This is a genomic window from Ralstonia sp. 1138, assembly GCF_040544795.1.
GTDB lineage: Bacteria > Pseudomonadota > Gammaproteobacteria > Burkholderiales > Burkholderiaceae > Ralstonia > Ralstonia flatus.
The window spans coordinates 305,631-328,531 of sequence record NZ_JBEPKQ010000005.1; the positions used below are offsets into that span (position 1 = coordinate 305,631).

Consider the following 22,901-nt stretch of genomic DNA (forward strand, 5'->3'; position numbering starts at 1 on the left):
AAAACCGGTCACACGGACCGGCTTTTTTCAGACGGCGGACGCGCTGTCCGCCATGCAGAGTCATCGGGCAAGCCGATGTCTACGCGGGCAATCGATCAGACTCAAGCCACGGCAATGTGCGCGCGCTTGACCACGACCGGTTGCGGCAAATCCTCCAATCCATGAGATCGCTGGACGCCGTCGGCAATCAGCACGCGCGCGGCATCCTGGATCCGCTCCTGGCCAGCCTCGAAGGCTGCCTGCAGCGACAACACCTGGTCACCTTCCAGGCCTTCCCAAAGCGCCTCACGCGTTGCCACGCAAGTCACCTTTTCACCGTCGACGAGTGCGTCGAACAGCAGGCCTTCGTTGTTGATGTCGTACGCCTCTTTCTTTTCGAACTTGATTTCCATCGTCAAAGCCCTCCGATTGCAATGGACAACAACGCACACGCTGTTGCGTGGAAACCGTGCGGGGGGGCCGGCAAGGTTTCGTCAGACATGGGTCTGGCTGCGCAAATCATTTTAACCACAGCTTGCGATGCACGTGCGAGCGCGATTTCGAGCTTTGCAGCCCTCGAGCGCGGGCTTGAAGCTGCCATCCCAGGCGGCATCAGGCCTTGTGGGGCCCACGGTCACAGCTATGCTTTTTTGTCAGGGTCGCGCACGTGCCCGTTGAGCAAAGCGAAAGCCACATGCAAGGCGCATGCCGGATACAGAGCCAGGACGCGTTTGCTAATGCAACCACATGATTGGCGACACGTTGATGTCAGTGCGGGAAGCGCTGAAAACAGTGCCAAAAAAGTGCGCTCTTTGAACGCAACACACCGGCGTTGTAATAGTTGCGCACCGGCTGAGGCGAATTCTCCTCAACCGGCGGCCCTGACGACAGTGGCACCCGCGTGGCAGCCATGTCGTCAGGGAATGGACGCGCCGTCCCGATCAGTGCACCGTCTCGGAAACCGGCGCTGCGCCGGGCGCCGACGCGTGCAGCAGCGAACGGCGGCGCGCATAGCCGAAGTACACCAGCAAGCCAATTACGACCCACACCAGGAAGGCGATCCAGGTGACGGCCTGCAGATGGCTCATCAGGAACAGGCACAGGCCGATCGCCAGTAGAGGCACGACCGGCACGCCGGGGCAGCGGAAGCCGCGATGCAAGTCCGGGCGCGTACGGCGCAGCACCAGCACAGCCACGGCGATCAACGAGAAGGCCGCGAGCGTGCCGATGTTGATCAGCTCAGCCAGCACATTCAGCGGAACAAGCGCGGCAATCAGCGCAAAGACGATCCCCACCACCCAGGTATTCAGGAACGGCGTCGAATAGCGCGGATGAATGTGCGACAGGCGCTTGGGGAGCAGGCCGTCGCGCGACATGGCAAAGATGATGCGGGTCTGGCCGTACGCCATCACGAGAATCACGGTCGTCATGCCGATGATGGCGCCCAGGTCGACAAAGCCCGCCACCCAGCTTTCACCGGCCACTTGCAACGCCAGCGACACGGGGTGATCCACGCCCGCAAACTTCGCGAACGGGACGATGCCCGTCATGATGGCGGCCACCAGCACATAGAGAATCGTGCAGACCGCCAGCGAACCGATGATGCCGATCGGCAAATCGCGTTTGGGATTGCGCACCTCTTCCGCCGCAGACGTCACCGCATCGAAGCCGATGAACGCGAAGAACACGATAGCCGCGGCGCCAAACACGCCTTCCATGCCGAACGGCATGAACGGCTGCCAGTTGGCCGGCTGCACATGGCGCACACCCACGGCGATGAACAGCAGCACGACCGTCACCTTGATCGCCACCATGATGTTGTTGGCGCGCGCCGATTCGCGAATGCCGAACGACAGGAGCGTCGTGATCAGCAGCATGATCACCAGCGCCGGCAGATTGAACAGCGTCTGCACGCCCGGAATCGCGCCCGGTGCGGCAGTGAGCGCCACCGGCAGATGCAGGCCGAAGCCCGACAGCAAGGATTGGAAATAGCCGGACCAGCCCACAGAAACGGCGGAGGTGGCCAAGCCATATTCGAGCATCAGGTCCCAGCCGATGATCCAGGCGACCAGCTCGCCCATCGTGGCGTAGGCGTACGTATAGATGGAGCCCGACACGGGAATGGTCGAGGCGAATTCGGCGTAGCACAGCGCGGCAAACCCGCAGGCGAGCGCCGCGACGATGAAGGACAGCGTGAGCGCCGGCCCGGCCGTCAGCGCGCCGGTGCCGGTCAGCACAAAGATGCCGGTTCCGATGATGGCGCCGACACCCAGGAAGGTCAGGTCGAGGGGTCCGAGGACTTTCTTCAGGCCGGTGTCGCTGTGGCCCGTGCGGATCATGTGATCCACGTTTTTGGTACGAAACAAACTCATTACTGCGTCTCCTGTCTGCGTGCGGCCGAATGTGACGGCATGCACTGTCGCGCACGTGTGATGCGCGGCGGCGGATTATGCAAAAAAGCGGGCATTTTACCCGCAGGCGACTTCCGCCCTTCTATCGCCGGGTGCAGACAGGAAAATAGGACAATTCTCAACCGATTGACGGCTGGGGCAGCGACCTCACTCGGCGGCAGGGTCTTCGGCAAACAGCGGCTGCTGGCGCGCATGCGCGTCGGACTCATACAACCGCACGCCCACGCCGAGCAACCGCACGGGAATGCCGCGACGCTCAAACCCCTGCGCGAGCAACTTGGAGAACACCGGCAAGGACACTTGCGGCGCGATGCATTCCACCGTCGTGCCGCGAAAATCGGCAAACCGCAGCTTGACGTAGGTTTTGTGGATCATGTTGCCTGCGCGGGCACGCTCGACGCGCGCGGCGAGCTGCTCCACAAGCACAGTCAACTCACGCTGGCAGTCTTCGAGTGTGCGCAGATCGGTGGCGTAGGTTTCTTCCACGCTGACCGACTTGCGAATCTGCGAGGGCTGCACCTGCCGGTGATCGATGCCCCGGCAAAGGTCGTGCAGCCGGAAACCGAACACGCCGAAATGCTGCTGCAAGCGGTCGGTGCCCCAGGCGCGCAAGTCGCCGCAGGTTTCCGCCCCGAGGCGACGCAGCTTGGCGGCCGTCACCTTGCCCACGCCGAACAGGCGGTCGACGGGCAGTTCGGCAACAAACGCGTCGATCTGCTCCGGCCGCACGACGAACAGGCCATCGGGCTTGTTCCAGTCGCTGGCGATCTTGGCGATGAACTTGTTGGGCGCGACGCCCGCGGACACGGTAATGCCGATCTCTTCGCGCACGCGGCGGCGGATGTCTTCAGCGATGCGGGTGCCGCTGCCCGCGAGCATCGGGCTGTCGGTCACGTCCAGATACGCCTCGTCCAGCGAGAGCGGTTCCACCAGCGGCGTGTAGCTGTGATAGATGGCGAAGATCTGACGCGCAACCTGGCGGTACTTCTCCATGGACGGCGGCACGATCAACAAATCGGGACAACGCTTGACGGCCTGCGCCATGGGCATCGCCGAATGGATGCCGAACTTGCGTGCTTCGTAATTGCAAGTCGCGACCACGCCGCGCCGCTCCGGCCGCCCACCGACGGCCAGCGGCTTGCCGACGAGGCGCGGATCGTCGCGCATTTCGATGGCGGCGTAAAAACAATCGCAGTCGCAGTGGATGATCTTTCGCACGGCACAAGGCCAGAACCGGCTGCGGGAGGCAGCAGCGGCGTCGGGCTTGCTCGTTCAGGAGGAACGCAAGCGTATCAGCTTCCGCGGGTCGCGCACGCAACGCGGCGCAACAATGCATTTCGCCGATATTGCAACGCAACATCGGCGAATGAAGGGATCGGAAAAGCGGCTTAGCGGCCGATATCGTGCGCCACGGCGCCGAGTTCGTCATTCAGGGCGCGCTGCTCGTCGCCGGACAAGCCACCGCGATGCTGGCTGGCCATGTCGTTGGCTTCCTGGCGGATGCGGCGCAGGCGGTCGCGCAGGCCATCCGCGCGATACGGATCGATGTAGCCCTGGGATTGGCGAACGTCGATACGGTGGAATTCTTCCGCGAGGCGACCCTGCACTTGGTCGAAGCGCGCGCGCGGATCCACCGGTGCAGGTGCCGCGACCGGAACCGGCTCGTGCACCACCACCGTACGCGTGGGCTGCGGCGGCGCCACGACACAACCGGCCATGGAGGCCGCCAGTATTGCGCACAGGGTCAGACGCGGAAGAATCGACATGTTTGGGCTCGTATCGTCGTTGTAGAAACGCGCAGTTGCGCGAGAACTGGCGCTTATCTTACGAACCGCTTCCCACAAAGCTGTGACGATTGGTAACAGCAAATTACGTCCGCAACATCTCCGGTGGCTCGACGGGCGGCGGCGGCTCATCGGGCGATGGCAGATCCGGCGGAATGCCCGGTGGCGAGGGCTCGTCGGGCGGGGGAATGGTATGTGCGGGCAGCACGCAATTGACGGACATGGTTTCCCTCCGGGCAAAACGCATTGACAATCTAGTACGCGATTCCCATGCCAACAAGCCACCTCGCCCGCCTATGCACGACCTGCCCACCGCCCGCTTTCAGGACCGCACGCTCATCCGCATCGGTGAGTCGCATGCCAATGGCTCCATGCTGCTGCTGGCACCCGATGCCGGCGGGCGGCTCGTGCGCTGGCGCCATCGCGGCGAAGACATTCTCTTTTGGCCGGAGCCGGCCGATTGGTCAAACCCAGCCAAGGTCCGTGGCGGCAATCCGCTGCTGTTTCCCTTCATCGGCCGGCACTTCGTAGCAGGCGAGGTCGGCCGCTGGCGCGACGCGCGCGGGCAACTTCACGCCCTGCCGCAACACGGCTTCGCACGCGACTTGCCCTTCGAGGTGGAAGACGCAAGCGACGCGCACATCGTCCTGCTGCTGCGCGACAGCCTCGAGACGCGTCAGGGCTATCCGTTCGCCTTTGAGTTTCGCGTGACGTACCGGCTGATTGACGATGGGCTCGAGGCGACCTTCTCGGTCAAGCATCTGAACGAAGGCGACGCGCATGCCACGATGCCTTTCTACGCCGGCCATCATTTCTACCTGGCGCTGCCGCATGCACTGCGCGGCGCGACCGAGCTGTTGATGCCGCCGGCACGGCTGTCACGCCAACTGCCCGATGGCAGTCTCGACCGCCCCGAGCCCGGGCGCAGGAATTACCAGCTCGACGACCCGGCGCTGCAAGACCGCTATCACCTGCTCGATGACGCTGGCGCTGCAACGCTGGTCATTCCGCCGCACCCGGAAGCACCGCTTGGCCGCCGCATTCGTTTCGAAGTCGACGGCGCGCCGGTGCCCTGGTACGCCATCACCACGTGGACGGAAAACGCCACGTCCGACTTCTACTGCGTCGAACCGTGGATGGGGCTCCCGAATGCAATCCATCACGGCGAGGGCCTGCACCTGCTCGCGCCGGGCGAGGCGCGGCAGGCCACCTGCCGTCTGCGGATCGCCCGGTAGCCGACGCGCTCAGGCCTTTTCGTAGGCCTGCACCGCATCCATCACGCGCGCCGAATACACCAAGGCTGCCCCGGCATTGAGCGAGATCGCCACGCTCAGCGCGTCGGCAATCTCCTCGTGCGTTGCGCCATGCTTGATGGCCTCGGCGGTGTGCACGGTGATACAGCCATCGCAGCGCGTGGTCACCGCCACGGCCAGCGCAATCAGCTCACGCGTCTTCGCGTCAAGGCTACCCGTCGAGGCAGCCGACAGCGTCTTGTAGCCCTTGACGGTATCCGGCGTGATCTGACCGATCTCGCCAATGCGACCCAGCAATTCCTTCCGATACTCGACCCAGTTCAGCATGATGTGCTCCGGTGGTGTGGCGCTGACCCGGTGTCGGCGCCGTTGGAAAGAGTATTGTCTTGATGCGTGATCCGTTGAATACTAGATCAACGCAATTTCTGTCGAAACCGTCTCAATGGACGCGCTCAGCCAATTCATTCAACTCATCCGGCCGCAGGCCAGCCTGGATTTGCGCTGCCTGTTCCAGGGGCGTTTCTCGATCCCGCATGATCCGGAGCCGAATGGGCAGGCGCTGTTCCACCTCGTGCTGTCGGGCTGTTGCCGGCTCGACACCGGCGGCCGCACGCTCACGCTGCGCGAAGGCGATTTCATCCTGTTCCCACGCGGTGAAGCCCACACGATTCACGACTCAAGCGCTGCGGAGGCGCGGATTCCCAAGCCGCGCACATCGCACGACGGCATGCTGCCGCTCCGCCAAACCGGCCGGGGCGTGCCAGACGTCGATCTGCTTTGCGGCCGCTTCGTTCACGAGCGTGGCTCGACCACGCTGCTGGTGCGCACACTGCCCGACCCGCTGCATGTGTCATTGAGTGATAGTGCGTCGTTTCCGGCGCTGCAAGCACTCATTGGGCTGATGCGCGACGAAGCCGAAACGCGGGCACCGGGCGCGCTGGCGATCGTCACCGCGCTGAGCCAAGCGCTGCTGACGATGGCGCTGCGCGCCTACGGTCAGCGAGAAAACGCGAGCCCCGGCACGCTGACGCTGCTGTCGGACGCGCGCCTGGGGCCGTCCGTACAAGCCATGCTCAGCGCGCCCGAACGCGCATGGACCATCGACGCCCTCGCCGACCTCGCGGCCATGTCACGCGCCACCTACGCGCGGCATTTCAAGGCACGTGCCGGCATGACGGTATGGGATTTCCTCACGCGCGTGCGCATGACGCTCGCCTGCGACGCGTTGGTTCATACACGGCTCAGCGCAGGCGAAATTGGCGCGCGTGTCGGCTATCAATCCGAAGCGGCGTTCGGCAAGGCGTTCAAGCAGCACCTGGGGATGACGCCTGCGCGGTATCGGCGGGCGACGGATTGATCCTCCGCCATCGCTAGCGCTCCGGCGTGCGGCGCGTGCGCGTTTTCGCGGCGCTTTGCGGCAGGCTGGGCTCACGCGCCGGGCGCGTTCCTGTGGCGACCCATTCGCCGTAGAAATCGATCTTGCCGTCGATCAGCGCAAGCGAGCGCGTCCACTCGGCAATCGTCTGCATGACCTGAGCGCGATGGGCAACCAGCAGAGCATGCCGCGCTTTCAAGGTGCCGCGGCCCTCGCACACCAGCGCCGTATATTCGCGCATCTGCGCAACGGACATCCCCGTATTGCGCAGGCGTTCCATCAACTCCAGCCAGTTGACGTGCTGCTCGGTATAGACACGTCGCCCTGTCGCATCGCGCGCAACGCCGGGAATCAGCCCCTGCGCCTCGTACCATCGAATCGTATGAATGCTGCGGCCCGTGCGTTCAGCGAGGGCGCCAATCAGCAAACGGGCCGGATCGCGCTCAGCCATGGGCGTGGTTAGAAAGGTCTGCGGGATCGCCGAGGGCACGGTTGACGAGATCGGTGTCGAAGTATTCGATCAGTTCACGCATCTTGCCCTCGCGCATCTGGATGACGAAGCAGTACTGATTGTTATAGGCGACGCCGTCGCGCGTTGTGTTGCAACCTTGCGCCTCCACGACGACGGTATCGCCTTCCGCAGTAAAGCGGCTGGCAACGGTCGTGATGCGCCCGAGCTTCGCGCGCAGCGGACCGAACAGCTCGTTCAACACCGTCTGCTTGCCTTCATAGCGCCGAGACCACAGCGTCGTACCCGTGCACACCCAGCAGAAATCATCCGCCATGAGATCAACGAAAGGCTTGGCGTTGCTCACAGCGAGTTCGGCAAAGACGGTCTGCAAGATGTGCTTGTTATCAAGTGCGTTCATTGTGAGTCTCCTGGCGTGAACGCTCCTGATTACAGGTGCTAGAGCGCACTCTAGCGCAAGGGATTTCTTTGTCGTCACCATCGGCAACACGACCACATGACGCAGTGCTCGAACTGCGAGCGAACTACTAGTCATCAACGCTACGCCTCTGTTATACTTTCAGGCTTCGGGGCGTAGCGCAGCCTGGTAGCGTACCTGCATGGGGTGCAGGTGGTCGGAGGTTCAAATCCTCTCGCCCCGACCAAAACAAAAGCCCGCGTAACAAATCACGTTACGCGGGCTTTTTCGTTTCCATCGGCGCGCTTCCTGTGCGCGATATCAGCTTACGGCTTATCGGTACGCAGCACTTCCAACACAGCCGACAAGGCATGCCGCAAGCCCTGAACATCCATCAAGCCGCTCCCAATGGCGGTCATCGGCGCCGCAGCCCCCATTTCGGGCTCATCAGCTTCAACAGGGGACGCAGCACTTGCGCCATGCCGCAACTCATCCAACCGATTCCGTGCGCCATTGATCGTGAAACCCTGCTCGTACAGCAGCTCGCGAATACGCCGGATCAGCAGCACTTCATGATGCTGGTAGTAGCGCCGATTGCCGCGTCGCTTGACCGGCTTGAGCTGCGTGAACTCCTGCTCCCAATAGCGCAGCACGTGCGGCTTGACGGCGCACAGGTCGCTCACCTCACCAATGGTGAAGTAGCGTTTGGCTGGAATCGGGGGCAGGTTGACCCGCTCCGTGTGTTTATCGGCGGCCATACAGGACTGGACTACAGGGCTGGCGAAAGAGACGGATTGAACGGACGGCTGAACGAAATCACGCAGCAGAATTACGCGACGTCGACCGGCAGCGGCTCGACACGCTCTTCAACGAGCGCCTTGAGCTTCTGGCTGGCGTGGAACGTAACGACGCGGCGCGCAGTGATGGGAATGATTTCTCCCGTCTTCGGATTGCGGCCCGGCCGCTGCGGCTTGTCGCGCAACTGGAAGTTACCGAAGCCCGACAGCTTGACGCTGTCGCCCTGCTCGAGCGCCTCGCGAATCACGTCGAAAAACGCCTCGACCATATCCTTCGACTCACGCTTGTTCAGGCCGACCTGCTCGAACAGCATCTCGGCAAGCTCGGCCTTGGTAAGCGTCGGCACGTCCTGAGCGCGCGCGTCACGTGCGTCGCCCAACGCTGCAGAAGAAGAACCGAGCGAGTCGCCCAAGGATGCCGCCAACGCTGGCGCGTGTTGATCGTTCATAGGATTCGCTTAGCGTATTCGATCCGAATGCGGAGGTTCGTTCGAGCTGTCTCTAGCGCAGTGCGGACGTCTGAGACGTCAAGCGCGCAGGCGCGCGCCGAATGCATCGCCGGCCGCTCGAATCAGTTGCTGTGTGGCGGCCTCGACAATGTCGTCCTGAAGGGTGCTGTCAGTATCTTGCAACGTAATTCTGAAGGCAAGGCTTTTCTCCTGCGCCCCAATGGCAGCCGTGGCGGCCTTCGGACGGAATTCGTCGAAGAGCACAACACCCTGCAGATAGCGTTGCCAAGGTGTGCCAACAGCCGTCTTTTCAAAGGTATCGACCAAGTCCTGGACCGCCACGTCTTGGCGCACGACGAGCGCAATGTCGCGCGTCACTGCAGGGACGCGGGGGACTTCGCGATACTTCGGCAACCCGACGGCCGTGATCGCGTCGAGTTCCAACTCCCACACCACCGGCGCAGTCGGCAGATCGTATTTCTGCAGCCAACGCGGATGCAGCTCGCCGATCCAGCCGATGGCACGGCCATTCAGCACTACGCGCGCGGAGCGTCCCGGATGCAGCGCCGGATGCTCAGCGCGTTCGAAACGCGCCTGCAGCGGCCACAGCAGCGATTCGACATCGCCCTTCACATCGAAGAAATCGACCGGACGTGTCTGCACGCCCCACTGCTCTTCCTTCGACGGGCCATACGCAATGCCGCCGGCCATCATCGGCTGGGCGTAGCCTGCAATCGACAGGCCACCGTCGGCGACACTCGCATCGCGGTGGAACACACGCCCCACCTCGAACATGCGCACGCGCGAAGCCTTGCGGTTCAGGTTGTAGCGCACCTTGTCGAGCAAACCGCCGATGAGCGTGCTGCGCATCACCGAGTACTGGCTGGCAATCGGATTCAGCAGCGGAATCGGGTTGGTATTGCCGGCAAAATCGGCTTCCCATTCGGTTTCGACAAAAGCGAAGTTGACGACCTCGTGGTAGTCGCGCGCGGCAACGGCATGACGCACGTCGTGCATCGTGCGGCGCGCCTCGTCGGTCGGACGCATCGCGCTCTCGGCCACAGGCGGCTTCGCGGGAATCTGCTCGAAACCATAGATGCGGGCGACTTCTTCGATCAGGTCTTCCTCGATTTCGAGGTCGAAGCGGTACGACGGCGGCTCGACGATGAACACATCGCCGTCCACGTTGAACGTCAGGCCGAGCCGCTCGAACACGTCCGCCACGACATCGTGCGACAGGGGAATACCAAGCACACGCGCCGCACGCGCAACGCGCATGCGCACGGGCTCGCGTTTCGGCAAGTTGACGATCTGATCGTCGATCGGGCCAGCCTGGCCGCCGCAGATTTCGAGGATCAGCGCACTGATGCGCTCGATGTGTTCAACGGTCGTCGCATAGTCCACGCCGCGCTCGAAGCGATGGCCGGCATCGGTCGAGAAGTTGTAGCGGCGGGCACGGCCCTGAATGGCTTCCGGCCACCAGAATGCGGCTTCGACGTAGATGTTCTGCGTATCGAGCGTGACGGCCGTCTTGTCACCGCCCATGATGCCGGCAAGGCTTTCGATGGCCTGCTCGTCCGAGATCACGCCGACCTTTTCGTCGACGGTGATGGTGTCGCCATTGAGTAGCTTCAGTTGTTCGCCAGCCTTGCCCCAGCGCACCGTCAGGCCGCCGTGAATCTTGTCTAGGTCGAACACGTGCGACGGACGGCCCAGCTCCAGCATCACGTAATTCGAAATATCGACCAGCGCCGACACGCTGCGCATGCCCGCGCGCTCGATGCGCGACACCATCCAGGCCGGCGTCTTCGCGTGTGCATTCACACCGCGGATGATGCGGCCCGAAAAACGACCGCACAGGTCCGGCGCCTCCACCTTGACCGGCAGCTTGTCGGCCAGCGTCACCGCCACGGGCGCCATCGACGGCACCGTGATGGGCGCGCCCGTCAGCGCGGACACCTCACGCGCCACGCCATGGATCGACAGGCAGTCGGCCTTGTTGGGCGTGAGCTTGATGACGAAGATCTGGTCGTCCAGATCGAGCACCTTGCGGATGTTCTCGCCCACCGGCGTGTCTTCCGGCAGGATCAGCAGACCGCCGTGGTCTTCCGACAGCTTCAGCTCGCGCGCCGAACACAGCATGCCGTAGCTGTCCACGCCACGCAGCTTGCCGATCTTGATCTTGAACGGCTTGCCGTCTTCGCCCGGCGGCAGTTCGGCGCCGACCAGCGCGCACGGCACCTTGATGCCTACCGACACGTTCGGCGCACCGCAGACGATCTGCAGCAATTCGCCCGTGCCCGCATCGACCTTGCACACGTTGAGGCGATCGGCGTCCGGGTGTTTGTTCACCTCGATCACATGGCCAACGACGATCTGCGAGAACGGCGGCGCAACGGGGTCGACCTCTTCCACCTCGAGTCCAGCCATCGTCAGGCGATGGGAAAGCTCATCCGTGGTGATCGACGGATTGACGAAACTGCGAAGCCAGGATTCCGGAAATTGCATGGCGCGACAGGAAAGGAAATTCGATTAACGGGGCGATGAAGTACCAGTGCGAGCGCTCGGCGCTTACGCGAACTGGCGCAGGAAACGCACATCGCCCTCGAAGAACAGGCGCAGATCGTTGATGCCATAGCGCAGCATCGTCAGGCGCTCCAGGCCGGAGCCGAACGCGAAGCCGATGTAGCGTTCGGGGTCCAGGCCCATGTTGCGCACCACGGTCGGGTGCACCTGGCCGGAGCCGGAAATCTCCAGCCATTTACCGTTGCCGAATGCCATGTCGATCTCGGCCGACGGCTCGGTGAACGGGAAATACGACGGGCGGAAACGCACCTGGATGTCGTCGCGCTCGAAGAAGTTGCGCAGAAAATCGGTATAGACGCCCTTCAGGTCGGCAAAGCTGATGTTGTCTGCAATCCAGAGGCCTTCGACCTGATGGAACATCGGCGAGTGCGTGGCATCGCTGTCAACGCGGTACGTGCGCCCCGGGGCGATGACCTTGATCGGCGGAATGCGGTCGAGATGCTTGTACTTCTCGACGTGCATGCGGGCGTAGCGCACCTGCATCGGGCTGGTGTGCGTGCGCAGCAGCAGGAGCTTATCCTCGCTGTCGCGACCGTCGATGTAGAACGTGTCCTGCATCGAGCGCGCCGGGTGGTTGTCCGGGTTGTTCAGCGCCGTGAAGTTCATCCAGTCGGATTCGATTTCAGGGCCGTCGGCCACATCGAAACCGATCGAGCCGAAGATCTTGGCGACGCGCTCCCAGGTGTTCATCACCGGGTGCAAGCTACCTTCGGCCACGTCGCGGCCCGGCAGCGTTACGTCGATCGCTTCAGCTGCCAGGCGGGCGTTCATCAGCGCGTCAGCCAGCGCCTGGCGGCGGGCGTTCAGCGCCTCCTCAACACGGCTCTTCGCTTGGTTGATGCGCGCGCCTTCGGACTTGCGTGTCTCCGGATCGAGCTTGCCCAAGCCTTTGAGCAAGTCGGTCAGCACGCCGGACTTACCGAGAAAGCGCGCCTTCTCGTTTTCCAGCGAGGCGTTGTCCTCCACGGAGGCAAACGCGTTTTGGGCATCGACGACGACTTGATCCAGATCCAGTGACATGGGAAGGCGAGCGAGAAAATTCGGGTGATTCGGGTCCGCGAAATGCGCGGAATAAAAAACGGGGCTCGGTGAGAGCCCCGTCAGGGTGATCAGCCGGCAAAGTCACTGGGCAATTCCAGCAGCCTGCCCGGCCAATCCAATTCAGGCGACGTTGGCTTTCACCTGGTTCACGATGGCAGCAAAAGCCACCTTGTCGTGAATGGCCATGTCCGACAGCACCTTGCGGTCCAGCTCGATGGACGCCTTCTTCAGGCCGTTCATGAACTTGCTGTAGGTCAGACCATGCTCGCGTGCGCCAGCGTTGATACGCGCAATCCAGAGCGCACGGAACACGCGCTTCTTGTTGCGACGATCGCGGTAGGCGTACTGGCCAGCACGCATGACCGCCTGCTTGGCGATGCGATAGACGTTATTGCGGCGGCCGCGGTAACCCTTGGCTGCGCTGATAACCTTCTTATGACGGGCCCGCGCTGTGACCCCACGTTTTACTCGAGGCATGAAATGCTCCTTTCGTAGTTAGTTAGGGTTAGGCGTACGGCATCATTGCGCGAACGGACTTCAGGTTCGTCTCATGGACGCCCTCGGTACCGCGCAGGTGACGCTTGTTCTTGGTGGTCTTCTTGGTCAGGATGTGACGCTTGAAGGCTTGGCCACGTTTGATCGTGCCACCAGGACGGGCAGTAAAGCGCTTGGAAGCGCTTTTCTTCGTCTTCATCTTCGGCATGGAACAACTCCGTTTTTGACATGAAGCCAGGTGGACGGCTGGCGCCGACACTTGCAAGACCCGGGCTCACTTGTTGTATCGCGACAGGCTTTGACACCTGCCGCGTCTTCCGACGTTTCCGTCTGGAACCTGCTCAGCGCAGCCGGAATCGCCCGGCCGCCGCTGCATTACTTTTTCTTCTTGGGCGCCAACATCATCACTGCCTGGCGGCCTTCCATCTTCGGCATCTGCTCAACCTGACCGAATTCCTCCAGGTCAGCCTTGATACGCTCCAGCACGCGCATACCCAGCTCCTGGTGCGCCATTTCGCGGCCCCGGAAACGCAAGGTAACCTTCACCCGGTCACCATCCTCTAGGAAGCGCGTAGCGTTTCGCAGCTTGACGCCGTAGTCGTTGTCGTCGGTAGCCGGGCGGAATTTGACTTCCTTCACCTGGATGACCTTCTGCTTCAACTTGGCCTCGTGAGCCTTCTTCTGCTCCTGATACTTGAACTTGCCATAGTCCATCAGGCGGCAGACGGGCGGCTGCGCAGTCGGCGCGATCTCGACCAGGTCGACGTCTTTTTCTTCTGCCAGACGCAATGCGTCGAACAGCTTGACGATGCCGAGCGCTTCTCCCTCAACCCCGGTCAGCCGGATTTCCGGTGCGCTGATCTCGCGGTTGATGCGGTGAGATTTCTCAGTAGCGATGTTGATGTCCTCGAAGAATCAAAAAAACAGGCCGTGCCCAGCTCATGACTTGTTGGCGAGATCGTTCTGCAGTCGCTCAACGAACGCCGACAGCGGCATGGAGCCTAGATCGACGTTGCCACGGGCACGCACGGCCACCTGATTTTCATCCCGTTCCTTGTCACCAACCACGATCTGGTATGGGACCTTCTGGACGGAATGCTCGCGGATTTTATACCCAATCTTCTCATTCCGCAAATCGACGACCGCCCTAAATCCTTGTTTTTGCAGGGATTGCACAACGGATTGTGCGTATTCGGCGTGCGAATCGGTGATGCTGAGCACCGCAACCTGCACCGGGGAAAGCCACGTCGGCAGCGCTCCGGCATATTGCTCGATCAAGATACCGATAAAGCGCTCGAGACTGCCAACGATGGCTCGGTGCAGCATGATGGGGCGATGGCGCGCGCCGTCTTCGCCGACAAATTCAGCATCCAGGCGCTCCGGCAGGTTCGGGTCGACTTGGATCGTGCCGCATTGCCACTGGCGACCAAGTGCATCTTTAAGCACATACTCGATCTTGGGACCGTAGAACGCCCCCTCACCCGGCAGGTACTCAAACTCGCAACCCGATGCACGCAAGCCCTCGGCCAACGCAGCCTCGGCGCGGTCCCAGCTTTCTTCCGTGCCGATGCGCTTGTCCGGACGCGTCGACAGCTTGTAGAGAATCTCGGTAAAGCCGAAATCCTTGTAGACCTTCTGCAGCAACGTCGTAAACGCCGTCACCTCGGCCTGGATCATGTCTTCCGTGCAGAAGATGTGGCCGTCGTCCTGCGTGAAGCCGCGCACGCGCATGATGCCGTGCAGGCCACCCGAAGGCTCGTTGCGGTGGCACGCGCCGAATTCGCCGAAGCGAAGCGGCAGGTCGCGGTAGCTCTTGATGCCCTGCTTGTAAATGAGGATGTGGCCGGGGCAGTTCATCGGCTTCAGCGCGTATTCGCGCTTTTCCGACTCCGTGATGAACATGTTCTCGCGGTACTTGTCCCAGTGGCCGGTCTTCTCCCACAGCGTCTTGTCGAGAATCTGCGGCCCCTTCACTTCCTGGTAGCCGTTCTCGCGATAGACGCGGCGCATGTACTGCTCGATCTCTTGCCACAACGTCCAGCCCTTGGGGTGCCAGAACACCGTGCCGGGCGAGTACTCGTCGATGTGGAACAGGTCGAGCTCGCGGCCGAGCTTGCGGTGGTCACGCTTTTCGGCCTCTTCCAGCATGTGCAGGTAGGCTTCCTGGTCTTCCTTCTTGGCCCAGGCCGTGCCGTAGATGCGCTGGAGCATCTCGTTGTTGTGGTCGCCGCGCCAATACGCGCCCGCCACCTTCATCAGCTTGAAGACTTTCAGCTTGCCCGTCGACGGCACGTGCGGGCCGCGGCACAGGTCAACGAAGTTGCCCTCGCGGTACAGGCCGATCTCTTGATCCTGCGGGATGGAGGCGATGATCTCCGCCTTGTATTTCTCGCCCATGCCCTCGAATAGCTTGACGGCATCATCGCGATTCCAGACTTCACGCGTGACCTTCTCGTCCTTCTTGGCGAGTTCGCCCATCTTCTTTTCGATGGCAACGAGGTCTTCGGGCGTGAAGGGGCGCTTGTAGGCGAAGTCGTAGTAGAAACCGTTCTCGATGACCGGGCCGATGGTGACCTGCGCGTCCGGATACAGCTCCTTGACGGCGTAAGCCAGCAAGTGGGCCGTAGAGTGACGGATCACGTCGACGCCGTCGGCGTCCTTGTCGGTGATGATGGCGAGCTTGGCATCGCGGTCGATCGTGTAGCTCGTGTCGACCATCTTACCGTCCACACGGCCCGCCAGGGCCGCCTTGGCGAGGCCTGCACCGATGCTTTGCGCCACTTCTGCGACCGTCACCGGGCCGGGAAACTCACGCCGGGAACCATCCGGCAACGTGATTGCGATCATGCTTGCTCCTGTGGAGTCACCGTTGCGCATTTCAGGTTTCAGAGATGCACAGCGGTCGTTATTCTGTCGTGCGCCGCGCCAAGTCAGCGCAGCAGGTTGTCGAATCGAATGCTTCGAAGCGCTTTCAGCTTGATCGCCACGCGTGACACGAAATTGCGGACGAAAAAAAACGCGGCCAAGGCCGCGTTTTCATTTGCGCCATCTACCGCTTGGGCAGACCGCAAAGGGCGAAAAACGCACCTTGACTACTGTCGCTCCGAAGCGGTTGTAGTTCGCGGTGCCTGAATCATATTTCGCCCTGTGTTCAGTTGTACGGGACAAACCCGGGAATTACGAGGATGACGGCTTGGACACCCTACCCGACGCGTCCTGCTAAATGCGTTGGTAGGCTCGATTGGACTCGAACCAACGACCCCCACCATGTCAAGGTGGTGCTCTAACCAGCTGAGCTACGAGCCTGCCGAAGAACAAGACTATACCGTCACTTCCTTCGGGCTGTCAATACCCCTTGCACTTCTTCGATCAAAGTCAGCGCGCGTTGCAGTTGCGTCGCCTCTGACACCTCCGCAGTGAACTGCATTTTCGCGACACCTTTGCTCGACAGCGTGCGCACGCCGGTCACGTTGATCTTCTCGCGCGAGAGGATTTCCGAGATATCGCGCAACAGGCCCTGCCGGTCCAGCGCTTCGACCTGGATGTCGATCGGATAGACCGAATCGCTGCGTTGACCCCACTCCGTCTGGATCACACGGCCCGGCGCCCGGGCGGCCAGTTGCTGGAACGTCGCGCAACTCTGACGGTGGATCGAGACACCACGGCCACGCGTGACAAAGCCGACGATGGGGTCCGGCGGTGCAGGCTTGCAGCAACGCGACATCTGCGTGAGGAGCGAGTCGACGCCCACCACCAACACACCACTCTTGGCGCCACGGGCCACGCTGGTGGCGCGGCTTTTCTTGGTGATGGCGGCTTCGTCGTCGACGGGTGCCGGCGGCGGCGCCCCATCCGAGCGCAGGACCGCCTCGATACGGCGCAGGCTCAGCTCGTCCTTGGCGACGACAGCGTAGAGATCGTCCGGCGTCTTGTAGCCGAGCTTGGCGGCCAGCTCTTCCAGGTTGACGGCGGTCTTCCCTTCGCGCTGCAGCGTCTTGTCGATGAGCGCGCGGCCCTGGGCGAGCGTCTCTTCCAGCTCCATCGCGTTGAACCACGCCCGCACTTTCGTGCGAGCACGCGGGCTGACCAGATAGTGCAGCTCGGTGTTGAGCCAATCGCGCGACGGGCCGCCCTGCTTGACCGTAACGATCTCGACCGTCTGGCCGTTCTTGAGCGGCGTGTTCAGCGGCACCATGGTGCCATCGACGCGTGCGCCGCGGCAGCGGTGACCGAGATCACTGTGCAGGTAATAAGCGAAGTCGACCGGCGTCGCGCCTTGCGGCAACGCGATCACGCGTGCCTGCGGCGTCAGCACGTAGATGTGGTCATCCAGCTCGGTGTGCTTGAGCTGCTCCCACGGGGAATCCTCGTGCGCGACGGTGTGCTCGGCGTCATCTTTCCAGGCGAGCAATTGGCGCAGCCAGGCGATCTTCTCGTCGTAGCGCTCGCTGGCGGAGAACTGCCCGGCGTAGCCCTTGCTGCCGGCCTCTTTGTAGCGCCAGTGCGCCGCCACGCCGTACTCGGCAAAATGGTGCATCTCGCGCGTGCGGATCTGCACTTCGAGCGCGCGGCCGTCGTCGCCGATCACCACCGTGTGCAGCGACATGTAGCCATTGGCCTTCGGACGCGAGATGTAGTCGTCGAATTCCTTCGGGATCGGCTGCCACATGTGGTGCACGAAACCGAGCACCGTGTAGCAATCCTTGATGTCGTCGACGATGACGCGGAAGGCGCGCACGTCGTACAGATCGGCAAAGTCGAGTTCCTTGCCGCGCATCTTCTTCCAGATGCTGTAGATGTGCTTGGGCCGCCCGCTGACCTCCGCCTGAATGCCGGCATCGTGCAAGGTCTTTTGGAGTTGCTCGATGGCCTGGCCGATGAACTTTTCGCGCTCGATGCGCTTTTCGTCCAGCAGGCGGGCGATGCGCTTGTAGGTATCGGGATCCTCAAAGCGGAAGCCGAGGTCTTCAAGCTCCCACTTCAGCTGCCAGATGCCCAGGCGGTTTGCGAGCGGCGCGTAGATATCCAGCGTCTCGCGCGCCATGCCTTCCGGCGCCGAGCGCTTCGTCTGCGCCAGCCAGCGCAGCGACTGCAACCGCGACGCCAGCCGGATCAACACCACGCGAATGTCCTGCGCGAACGCGAGCAACATCTTGCGCAACGCCTCGACTTGCGCGCGGCGTGCTTCGGCTTCGTTCTTGCGCGTGATGCTGGCATCGGTCGGGCTGACGAGGCCGGCAATGGCGCCAATGCGCAGCAGTTGCCGCACATCGTGCACGAGCTTGACGACCTCCGCCCCGAACGCGGGCTCGAGCGCCTTTTCGTTGTCCATTGCCAGGGTCGGCAACAGAAACAGCGCGGCCGCCTGCAACGACGGCGTATCGACACGCAGCCCTTCAAGGATGGCGATCGTGCCGCGCGCGTGCGACTCCAGCGGCTCGCCGGTCAGCGTGACGCTGTCTGCGGCATTCGCCACGAGGTATTCGATCGCCCGAGCGACCTGCTCTGCCGTCGATCCGGACCCCTCGGCCGGCCGTTCGGTCTTGTTCTCCATGATGCGTCCTGCTTGCGTCTGGCCTGTTGCGTGACGGGCTCAGCTTTTCTGCGCGGCCGTCACGACGATTTCGATGCGGTACTTCGGATTGGCCAGCGCGGCTTCAACGGTAGCGCGCGGCGGCGAGTTCTTGGAATCGGCGGCGACCCACTGGTCCCACACCTTGTTCATCTCGCCAATCTCGCTGATGTCTTTGAGGAAGATCTGGCACATCAGAATGCGCGTCTTGTCGCTGTCGTTGGCGGCCAGCACGCGATCGATGATGGCGAGCACCTCCGCCGTCTGCTCGGCAATGCCGGCGTCCAGCGTGGTCTCGGGCACCTGGCCCGCCACGTACACGACACCGTTGTAGACGGCCGCGTCGGAATAACGATGTTCGACGTTGTAACGCTTCAGTTCAGTGCTCATCTTGCAAATCGAATGGGGTCGGACAAACGGTCATTGACCGAGGAAGAACTTGCGGGCGATCGCCACCTGATCCGGCTGGATGAAGGTCGGCGCGTGGCCCACATCGGGAATTTCCACCGTGTTCACATGTTGGCCGCGCTGCATCATGGCTTCGACGGTCTCGCGCGTGAGCAAATCGGAATGCGCGCCGCGCACCACCAGCACCTCGCCGGGAATCGCCTCGAACAGCTTCCAGAGCATCGCCTCGCCGGCCGCCACCATTTCGGGCGTGGTGTTCTTGAACGGCTCGGCCAGGCGCGGATCGTAATGCAGGATCCACTCGCCGCCCTGCGGTTTCAGGATCGCGGTATTCAGCTCGCGCCATTGCTCCGGCGTGTGGGCGCCGAAAGAAGCGCTGATCGTCTTGAGGTAGGCCAGCCCTTCATCGAACGTCTTGAAGCGGACATTCAACCCGAGGTAGGCGCCGATGCGCGTCAACGACGATTCCGTCACGCGCGGACCCACATCGTTGAGCAGCAGCTTGCGGATCGGCGAGTTCGGCAAACCCGCCAAGCCAATGCCGATCAGCCCGCCCATCGATGTGCCGAACCAGTCAACGGACTCGGCGTTCAGGCGCGCCAGCAACGTGACCATGTCGGACGCGTATTGCGGCAGCACATAGCCCTTCGGGTCGGCCAGCCAGTCCGAGCGCCCGCGGCCCACCACATCTGGGCAGATGACGCGATAGTCGTTGCACAGCGCCTGCGCCAGCACGTCGAAATCACGCCCCGTGCGCGAGAGGCCATGCACGCAGACCAGCACGCGCGGATTCTGCGAGTCGCCCCACTCGTGATACGCCATCCGGTGCAAGCCGGACGGACTCAGGCACTGCACGAAGGCAAGGCGCGGTGAAACGGGCATGAACAACTCCTACACGTGAATGACGGAGACAGCGAAGCCTGATTGTACGCGGCCCCGCAGGCATGCGGCGGCGCAGCAGACATCCGCGGCGGTCCAAAACAAAAAAGCCTCGCCGGAGCGAGGCTTTTCCGAAAGGCGACTCAGCTTACTGCGCGACCCAGCCGCCATCCATGTTCCACGCCACGCCACGCACCTGTTCAGCCGCATCGCTGCACAGGAACACCGCCAGCGCCCCCAGCTGGTCGGGCGTGACGAACTCGCCCGAGGGTTGCTTTTCCATCAGCAGATCCTTCTTGGCTTCGAGCGCGGACAGGCCGTCCTTCTCGGCACGCGCATCGATCTGCTTCTGCACCAGCGGCGTCAGCACCCAACCCGGGCAGATCGCGTTGGACGTGATGCCCGTCTGCGCCGTCTCGAGCGCCACCGATTTGGTGAACCCGACGATGCCGTGCTTGGCTGCCACGTACGCCGACTTCTGCGCCGACGCCACCAGCCCATGCGCCGAAGCGACGTTGATGATGCGGCCCCAGTTCTTGCGCTTCATGCCCGGCACGGCAAGCCGCGTCGTGTGGAAAGCCGAGGTGAGGTTGATGGCGATGATGGCGTCCCAGCGCTCGGTCGGGAAATCCTCCACGTTGGCCACGTACTGGATGCCGGCGTTATTGACGAGGATGTCCACGCCGCCGAATTCTGCGTCGGCATAGGCGAACATCGCTTCGATCTCGGCCGGCTTGCTCATGTCGGCGCCGTGGTATCCGATGCGGATGGCATTCTTGCCCGCGGCCGCGATCTGCGCCTTGGGCGCCTCCACGTCGCCAAAGCCGTTCATGATGATGTTGGCGCCCTGCGCGGCTAGCGAGCAGGCGATACCCAGACCGATCCCGCTGGTCGAGCCCGTGACGAGTGCGGTTTTTCCTTGCAGCATGCGTGTCTCCGAATATCGCCGATTACAGCAGGTTGACGCCAGTCTTGGCCTGGACCTCTTCGCGCGAAACGCCCGGCGCGGTTTCGATCAGCTTCAGGCCCTGCTCGGTCACGTCGATCACGCCGAGGTCCGTAATGATGCGATCGACCACGCCCACGCCCGTCAGCGGCAAGGTGCACTTGGGCAGGATCTTCAGGTCTTCGGTGCCGTCCTTCTTCTTGGCAGTGTGCTCCATCAGCACGATCACGCGCTTGACGCCGGCCACGAGGTCCATCGCGCCGCCCATGCCCTTGACCATCTTGCCGGGGATCATCCAGTTGGCAAGGTCGCCCGTCTCGCTCACCTGCATCGCACCGAGAATCGACAGGTTGATCTTGCCGCCGCGAATCATCGCAAAGCTCTGGTCGCTGCCGAAGATGGCGCTGCCGGGCAGCGTCGTCACGGTCTGCTTGCCTGCGTTGATCAGGTCGGCGTCCACTTCCTCTTCCGTGGGGAACGGGCCGATGCCGAGCATACCGTTTTCGCTTTGCAGCCAGACTTCCTTGTCGCCGGTGTGGTTGGCGACCAGGGTCGGGATGCCGATGCCAAGGTTGACGTAGAAACCGTCTTGCAGTTCCTGGGCAGCGCGCGCCGCCATTTGGTCTTGTGTCCAGGCCATGTCGGTCTCCTTAGTTGGCTGCTCGGATAGTGCGCTTTTCAATGCGCTTCTCGGGCGTGGCATTCAGCACGATGCGGTGCACATAGATGCCGGGCAAATGGATGTCGTCCGGTGCAAGCTCGCCCACCTCGACGATCTCTTCGACCTCGACGATGCAGATCTTGCCAGCGGTTGCCGCAGCCGGGTTGAAGTTGCGCGCGGTCAGGTTGAAACGGAGGTTGCCCGACTTGTCGGCCACCTGCGCCTTCACCAGCGCCACATCGGGCACCAGCGAGCGCTCCATGACGTACGTCTCGCCGTCAAACTCGCGCAGCTCCTTACCTTCGGCCACCAGCGTGCCGACGCCGGTCTTGGTGAAGAATGCCGGGATGCCGGCGCCGCCAGCACGCAGCTTTTCGGCCAGCGTGCCTTGCGGCGTGAATTCCAACTCGAGTTCACCGGCCAGATACTGGCGCTCGAACTCCTTGTTTTCGCCCACGTAGGACGAAATCATCTTTTTGATTTGGCGCGTTTCCAGCAGCAGGCCCAGGCCGAAACCGTCGACGCCCGCGTTGTTGGAAATGCAAGTGAGATTCTTGACGCCCGAATCGCGCAGCGCGGCAATCAGCGCTTCCGGAATGCCGCACAGGCCGAAGCCGCCCACGGCGATGGTCTGGCCGTCCTTGACGACACCCGCGAGCGCCTCGCTGGCGCTGGCGAAGATTTTGTTCATGCGTGCTCCTTCCTTGGTGGTCCAACAAATCCGGCAGGGTTTTGACCGATCACACAGTTGGGGTTTGTGCGATGCAGCGCCGGAAAATAGTAACGATACAATCTGGCGAGAATACGCAAGCGTCGCGCGACGCAGCAATACGTACGAATACATATGCCCGCCCTCGACTATCAGACTGCGTTCCAGCTTGCCCCTGTCGGCATGGTGATGTCCCGCGAGCGGGTGATGCTCGACGTCAACGACGAAGCCGCCCGCATCTTCGGCCATGCGCGCACGACCATGATCGGGCAATCGTTTGAGCTGCTCTATCCGACGCACGACGAATACGAGCGCACCGGCGCGCGCATCATCCCCGTCATGAACGCGCGCGGCAGCTATTCCGACGAACGCATCATGAAGCGCGCCAATGGCGAACTGTTCTGGTGCCACGTCACGGGCCGTGCACTGGACCGCGCAAAGCCGCTGGGCGAAGGAATCTGGACGTTCGAAGACCTATCCGCGCATCGCCCGGTCACGGCAGCGCTCACACCGCGCGAACGCGACATCGCCGCTCAATTGGTCGAGGGCAAGACGAGCAAGCAGATCGGCAAACAGCTGGAAATCAGTCCGCGCACGGTTGAAATCTATCGCGCGCGGCTGATGAAGAAGTACGCCGCCAACACCTCACTCGAACTTGTGCAGCGGCTGATGGGGCATTAAGGCTGCTGA

At 62.5% G+C, this 22,901-nt stretch carries 25 protein-coding genes and 2 tRNA genes; 4 read left to right on the plus strand and 23 right to left on the minus strand.

Going from position 1 to position 22,901, the window contains the following annotated elements:
* Positions 1-101: 101 nt before the first annotated feature.
* From ABIC76_RS21995 to ABIC76_RS22015, 5 genes are all read right to left on the minus strand, one after another.
* Positions 102-392, minus strand: a complete 291-nt coding sequence (locus ABIC76_RS21995) for a DUF1488 family protein (RefSeq protein ID WP_027681257.1) — start codon at positions 390-392, stop codon at positions 102-104.
* A 528-nt stretch (positions 393-920) separates the two neighbouring features.
* The gene (bcaP, locus tag ABIC76_RS22000) at positions 921-2,351 is read right to left on the minus strand and encodes a branched-chain amino acid transporter BcaP (protein WP_354535229.1); all 1,431 of its coding nucleotides are present in this window, start codon (positions 2,349-2,351) and stop codon (positions 921-923) included.
* A 186-nt stretch (positions 2,352-2,537) separates the two neighbouring features.
* Positions 2,538-3,608 (minus strand): DNA polymerase IV, encoded by a 1,071-nt coding sequence (gene dinB, locus ABIC76_RS22005; protein WP_102067356.1) that lies wholly within the window; start codon positions 3,606-3,608, stop codon positions 2,538-2,540.
* Between the two features lie 170 nt (positions 3,609-3,778).
* Positions 3,779-4,156, minus strand: coding sequence for a hypothetical protein (locus tag ABIC76_RS22010; RefSeq protein ID WP_354535230.1), 378 nt, complete (start codon positions 4,154-4,156; stop codon positions 3,779-3,781).
* 103 nt (positions 4,157-4,259) lie between these two features.
* Positions 4,260-4,397, minus strand: a complete 138-nt coding sequence (locus ABIC76_RS22015; protein WP_354535231.1) for a hypothetical protein — start codon at positions 4,395-4,397, stop codon at positions 4,260-4,262.
* 73 nt (positions 4,398-4,470) lie between these two features.
* Between ABIC76_RS22015 and ABIC76_RS22020 the strand changes: the two genes are divergently transcribed.
* Entirely contained in the window at positions 4,471-5,409 is a 939-nt protein-coding gene (locus ABIC76_RS22020; RefSeq protein WP_354535232.1) for an aldose epimerase family protein, read from the plus strand.
* A gap of 9 nt (positions 5,410-5,418) precedes the next feature.
* Here the strand turns inward: ABIC76_RS22020 and ABIC76_RS22025 are convergent, their stop codons facing one another.
* Positions 5,419-5,754, minus strand: coding sequence for a carboxymuconolactone decarboxylase family protein (locus tag ABIC76_RS22025; RefSeq protein ID WP_027681252.1), 336 nt, complete (start codon positions 5,752-5,754; stop codon positions 5,419-5,421).
* A gap of 115 nt (positions 5,755-5,869) precedes the next feature.
* Here ABIC76_RS22025 and ABIC76_RS22030 point away from each other — a divergent pair, with 115 nt between their 5' ends.
* Positions 5,870-6,784 (plus strand): cupin domain-containing protein, encoded by a 915-nt coding sequence (locus ABIC76_RS22030; protein WP_354535233.1) that lies wholly within the window; start codon positions 5,870-5,872, stop codon positions 6,782-6,784.
* A gap of 13 nt (positions 6,785-6,797) precedes the next feature.
* Here the strand turns inward: ABIC76_RS22030 and ABIC76_RS22035 are convergent, their stop codons facing one another.
* Together ABIC76_RS22035 and ABIC76_RS22040 are read right to left on the minus strand one after the other, a co-directional pair.
* Positions 6,798-7,253, minus strand: a complete 456-nt coding sequence (locus tag ABIC76_RS22035; protein ID WP_354535234.1) for a MerR family transcriptional regulator — start codon at positions 7,251-7,253, stop codon at positions 6,798-6,800.
* Positions 7,246-7,671: a nuclear transport factor 2 family protein gene (locus tag ABIC76_RS22040; protein ID WP_354535235.1), complete on the minus strand. Its 426-nt coding sequence runs from the start codon at positions 7,669-7,671 to the stop codon at positions 7,246-7,248. The genes ABIC76_RS22035 and ABIC76_RS22040 overlap by 8 nt, the downstream gene beginning before the upstream one ends.
* 167 nt (positions 7,672-7,838) lie before the next feature.
* On the opposite strand from ABIC76_RS22040, the gene ABIC76_RS22045 reads away from it, so the two are divergent.
* Positions 7,839-7,915 (plus strand) — tRNA-Pro (locus tag ABIC76_RS22045).
* Between the two features lie 79 nt (positions 7,916-7,994).
* On the opposite strand, the gene ABIC76_RS22050 is transcribed toward ABIC76_RS22045, so the two are convergent.
* From ABIC76_RS22050 to ABIC76_RS22120, 15 genes are all read right to left on the minus strand, one after another.
* Complete coding sequence (locus tag ABIC76_RS22050) at positions 7,995-8,426, minus strand: MerR family transcriptional regulator (RefSeq protein ID WP_354535236.1); 432 nt, start codon at positions 8,424-8,426, stop codon at positions 7,995-7,997.
* Between the two features lie 71 nt (positions 8,427-8,497).
* Positions 8,498-8,914 (minus strand): integration host factor subunit alpha, encoded by a 417-nt coding sequence (locus ABIC76_RS22055; protein WP_102067362.1) that lies wholly within the window; start codon positions 8,912-8,914, stop codon positions 8,498-8,500.
* A gap of 78 nt (positions 8,915-8,992) precedes the next feature.
* On the minus strand, positions 8,993-11,422 hold the full coding sequence (gene pheT / locus ABIC76_RS22060) for a phenylalanine--tRNA ligase subunit beta (protein ID WP_354535237.1): 2,430 nt from the start codon (positions 11,420-11,422) through the stop codon (positions 8,993-8,995).
* Between the two features lie 63 nt (positions 11,423-11,485).
* On the minus strand, positions 11,486-12,520 hold the full coding sequence (gene pheS / locus ABIC76_RS22065; protein WP_027681227.1) for a phenylalanine--tRNA ligase subunit alpha: 1,035 nt from the start codon (positions 12,518-12,520) through the stop codon (positions 11,486-11,488).
* Between the two features lie 141 nt (positions 12,521-12,661).
* Positions 12,662-13,018, minus strand: coding sequence for a 50S ribosomal protein L20 (gene rplT, locus ABIC76_RS22070; protein WP_012762124.1), 357 nt, complete (start codon positions 13,016-13,018; stop codon positions 12,662-12,664).
* A gap of 28 nt (positions 13,019-13,046) precedes the next feature.
* Positions 13,047-13,244: a 50S ribosomal protein L35 gene (gene rpmI, locus ABIC76_RS22075; protein WP_004636003.1), complete on the minus strand. Its 198-nt coding sequence runs from the start codon at positions 13,242-13,244 to the stop codon at positions 13,047-13,049.
* 167 nt (positions 13,245-13,411) lie between these two features.
* Positions 13,412-13,933: a translation initiation factor IF-3 gene (gene infC / locus ABIC76_RS22080; RefSeq protein ID WP_180815287.1), complete on the minus strand. Its 522-nt coding sequence runs from the start codon at positions 13,931-13,933 to the stop codon at positions 13,412-13,414.
* 42 nt (positions 13,934-13,975) lie between these two features.
* Complete coding sequence (gene thrS, locus ABIC76_RS22085) at positions 13,976-15,883, minus strand: threonine--tRNA ligase (protein ID WP_354535238.1); 1,908 nt, start codon at positions 15,881-15,883, stop codon at positions 13,976-13,978.
* Between the two features lie 382 nt (positions 15,884-16,265).
* A tRNA-Val gene (locus tag ABIC76_RS22090) sits at positions 16,266-16,342 on the minus strand.
* Between the two features lie 22 nt (positions 16,343-16,364).
* Positions 16,365-18,590 carry a RelA/SpoT family protein gene (locus tag ABIC76_RS22095; protein ID WP_102067365.1) on the minus strand — a complete coding sequence of 742 codons (2,226 nt, stop codon included), beginning with the start codon at positions 18,588-18,590 and terminating at the stop codon, positions 16,365-16,367.
* 39 nt (positions 18,591-18,629) lie between these two features.
* On the minus strand, positions 18,630-18,998 hold the full coding sequence (locus tag ABIC76_RS22100) for a RidA family protein (protein ID WP_004636012.1): 369 nt from the start codon (positions 18,996-18,998) through the stop codon (positions 18,630-18,632).
* 30 nt (positions 18,999-19,028) lie between these two features.
* On the minus strand, positions 19,029-19,898 hold the full coding sequence (gene phaZc, locus ABIC76_RS22105; protein WP_354535239.1) for a 3-hydroxybutyrate-oligomer hydrolase PhaZc: 870 nt from the start codon (positions 19,896-19,898) through the stop codon (positions 19,029-19,031).
* A gap of 145 nt (positions 19,899-20,043) precedes the next feature.
* Entirely contained in the window at positions 20,044-20,823 is a 780-nt protein-coding gene (locus ABIC76_RS22110; protein ID WP_102067368.1) for a 3-hydroxybutyrate dehydrogenase, read from the minus strand.
* A gap of 22 nt (positions 20,824-20,845) precedes the next feature.
* Positions 20,846-21,481, minus strand: coding sequence for a CoA transferase subunit B (locus ABIC76_RS22115; RefSeq protein ID WP_027681221.1), 636 nt, complete (start codon positions 21,479-21,481; stop codon positions 20,846-20,848).
* 10 nt (positions 21,482-21,491) lie between these two features.
* Positions 21,492-22,193 carry a CoA transferase subunit A gene (locus ABIC76_RS22120; RefSeq protein WP_009240847.1) on the minus strand — a complete coding sequence of 234 codons (702 nt, stop codon included), beginning with the start codon at positions 22,191-22,193 and terminating at the stop codon, positions 21,492-21,494.
* Positions 22,194-22,346: 153 nt separating this feature from the next.
* Here ABIC76_RS22120 and ABIC76_RS22125 point away from each other — a divergent pair, with 153 nt between their 5' ends.
* Positions 22,347-22,892 carry a LuxR C-terminal-related transcriptional regulator gene (locus tag ABIC76_RS22125; RefSeq protein ID WP_004636022.1) on the plus strand — a complete coding sequence of 182 codons (546 nt, stop codon included), beginning with the start codon at positions 22,347-22,349 and terminating at the stop codon, positions 22,890-22,892.
* Positions 22,893-22,901: the final 9 nt, after the last annotated feature.

Excerpts from the sequence above, each read along its gene's own strand:
- ABIC76_RS22125 (WP_004636022.1), top strand. The coding sequence starts at position 22,347 with ATGCCCGCCCTCGACTATCAGACTGCGTTCCAGCTTGCCCCTGTCGGC.
- ABIC76_RS22100 (WP_004636012.1), bottom strand. The coding sequence starts at position 18,998 with ATGAGCACTGAACTGAAGCGTTACAACGTCGAACATCGTTATTCCGAC.
- rpmI (WP_004636003.1), bottom strand. The coding sequence starts at position 13,244 with ATGCCGAAGATGAAGACGAAGAAAAGCGCTTCCAAGCGCTTTACTGCC.
- ABIC76_RS22025 (WP_027681252.1), bottom strand. The coding sequence starts at position 5,754 with ATGCTGAACTGGGTCGAGTATCGGAAGGAATTGCTGGGTCGCATTGGC.
- ABIC76_RS22030 (WP_354535233.1), top strand. The coding sequence starts at position 5,870 with ATGGACGCGCTCAGCCAATTCATTCAACTCATCCGGCCGCAGGCCAGC.
- ABIC76_RS22050 (WP_354535236.1), bottom strand. The coding sequence starts at position 8,426 with ATGGCCGCCGATAAACACACGGAGCGGGTCAACCTGCCCCCGATTCCA.
- ABIC76_RS22055 (WP_102067362.1), bottom strand. The coding sequence starts at position 8,914 with ATGAACGATCAACACGCGCCAGCGTTGGCGGCATCCTTGGGCGACTCG.
- ABIC76_RS22010 (WP_354535230.1), bottom strand. The coding sequence starts at position 4,156 with ATGTCGATTCTTCCGCGTCTGACCCTGTGCGCAATACTGGCGGCCTCC.
- thrS (WP_354535238.1), bottom strand. The coding sequence starts at position 15,883 with ATGATCGCAATCACGTTGCCGGATGGTTCCCGGCGTGAGTTTCCCGGC.
- ABIC76_RS22040 (WP_354535235.1), bottom strand. The coding sequence starts at position 7,671 with ATGAACGCACTTGATAACAAGCACATCTTGCAGACCGTCTTTGCCGAA.
- ABIC76_RS22120 (WP_009240847.1), bottom strand. The coding sequence starts at position 22,193 with ATGAACAAAATCTTCGCCAGCGCCAGCGAGGCGCTCGCGGGTGTCGTC.
- bcaP (WP_354535229.1), bottom strand. The coding sequence starts at position 2,351 with ATGAGTTTGTTTCGTACCAAAAACGTGGATCACATGATCCGCACGGGC.
- ABIC76_RS22115 (WP_027681221.1), bottom strand. The coding sequence starts at position 21,481 with ATGGCCTGGACACAAGACCAAATGGCGGCGCGCGCTGCCCAGGAACTG.
- ABIC76_RS22020 (WP_354535232.1), top strand. The coding sequence starts at position 4,471 with ATGCACGACCTGCCCACCGCCCGCTTTCAGGACCGCACGCTCATCCGC.
- phaZc (WP_354535239.1), bottom strand. The coding sequence starts at position 19,898 with ATGCCCGTTTCACCGCGCCTTGCCTTCGTGCAGTGCCTGAGTCCGTCC.
- rplT (WP_012762124.1), bottom strand. The coding sequence starts at position 13,018 with ATGCCTCGAGTAAAACGTGGGGTCACAGCGCGGGCCCGTCATAAGAAG.
- ABIC76_RS22110 (WP_102067368.1), bottom strand. The coding sequence starts at position 20,823 with ATGCTGCAAGGAAAAACCGCACTCGTCACGGGCTCGACCAGCGGGATC.
- ABIC76_RS21995 (WP_027681257.1), bottom strand. The coding sequence starts at position 392 with ATGGAAATCAAGTTCGAAAAGAAAGAGGCGTACGACATCAACAACGAA.
- ABIC76_RS22015 (WP_354535231.1), bottom strand. The coding sequence starts at position 4,397 with ATGTCCGTCAATTGCGTGCTGCCCGCACATACCATTCCCCCGCCCGAC.
- pheT (WP_354535237.1), bottom strand. The coding sequence starts at position 11,422 with ATGCAATTTCCGGAATCCTGGCTTCGCAGTTTCGTCAATCCGTCGATC.
- ABIC76_RS22035 (WP_354535234.1), bottom strand. The coding sequence starts at position 7,253 with ATGGCTGAGCGCGATCCGGCCCGTTTGCTGATTGGCGCCCTCGCTGAA.
- ABIC76_RS22095 (WP_102067365.1), bottom strand. The coding sequence starts at position 18,590 with ATGGAGAACAAGACCGAACGGCCGGCCGAGGGGTCCGGATCGACGGCA.
- pheS (WP_027681227.1), bottom strand. The coding sequence starts at position 12,520 with ATGTCACTGGATCTGGATCAAGTCGTCGTCGATGCCCAAAACGCGTTT.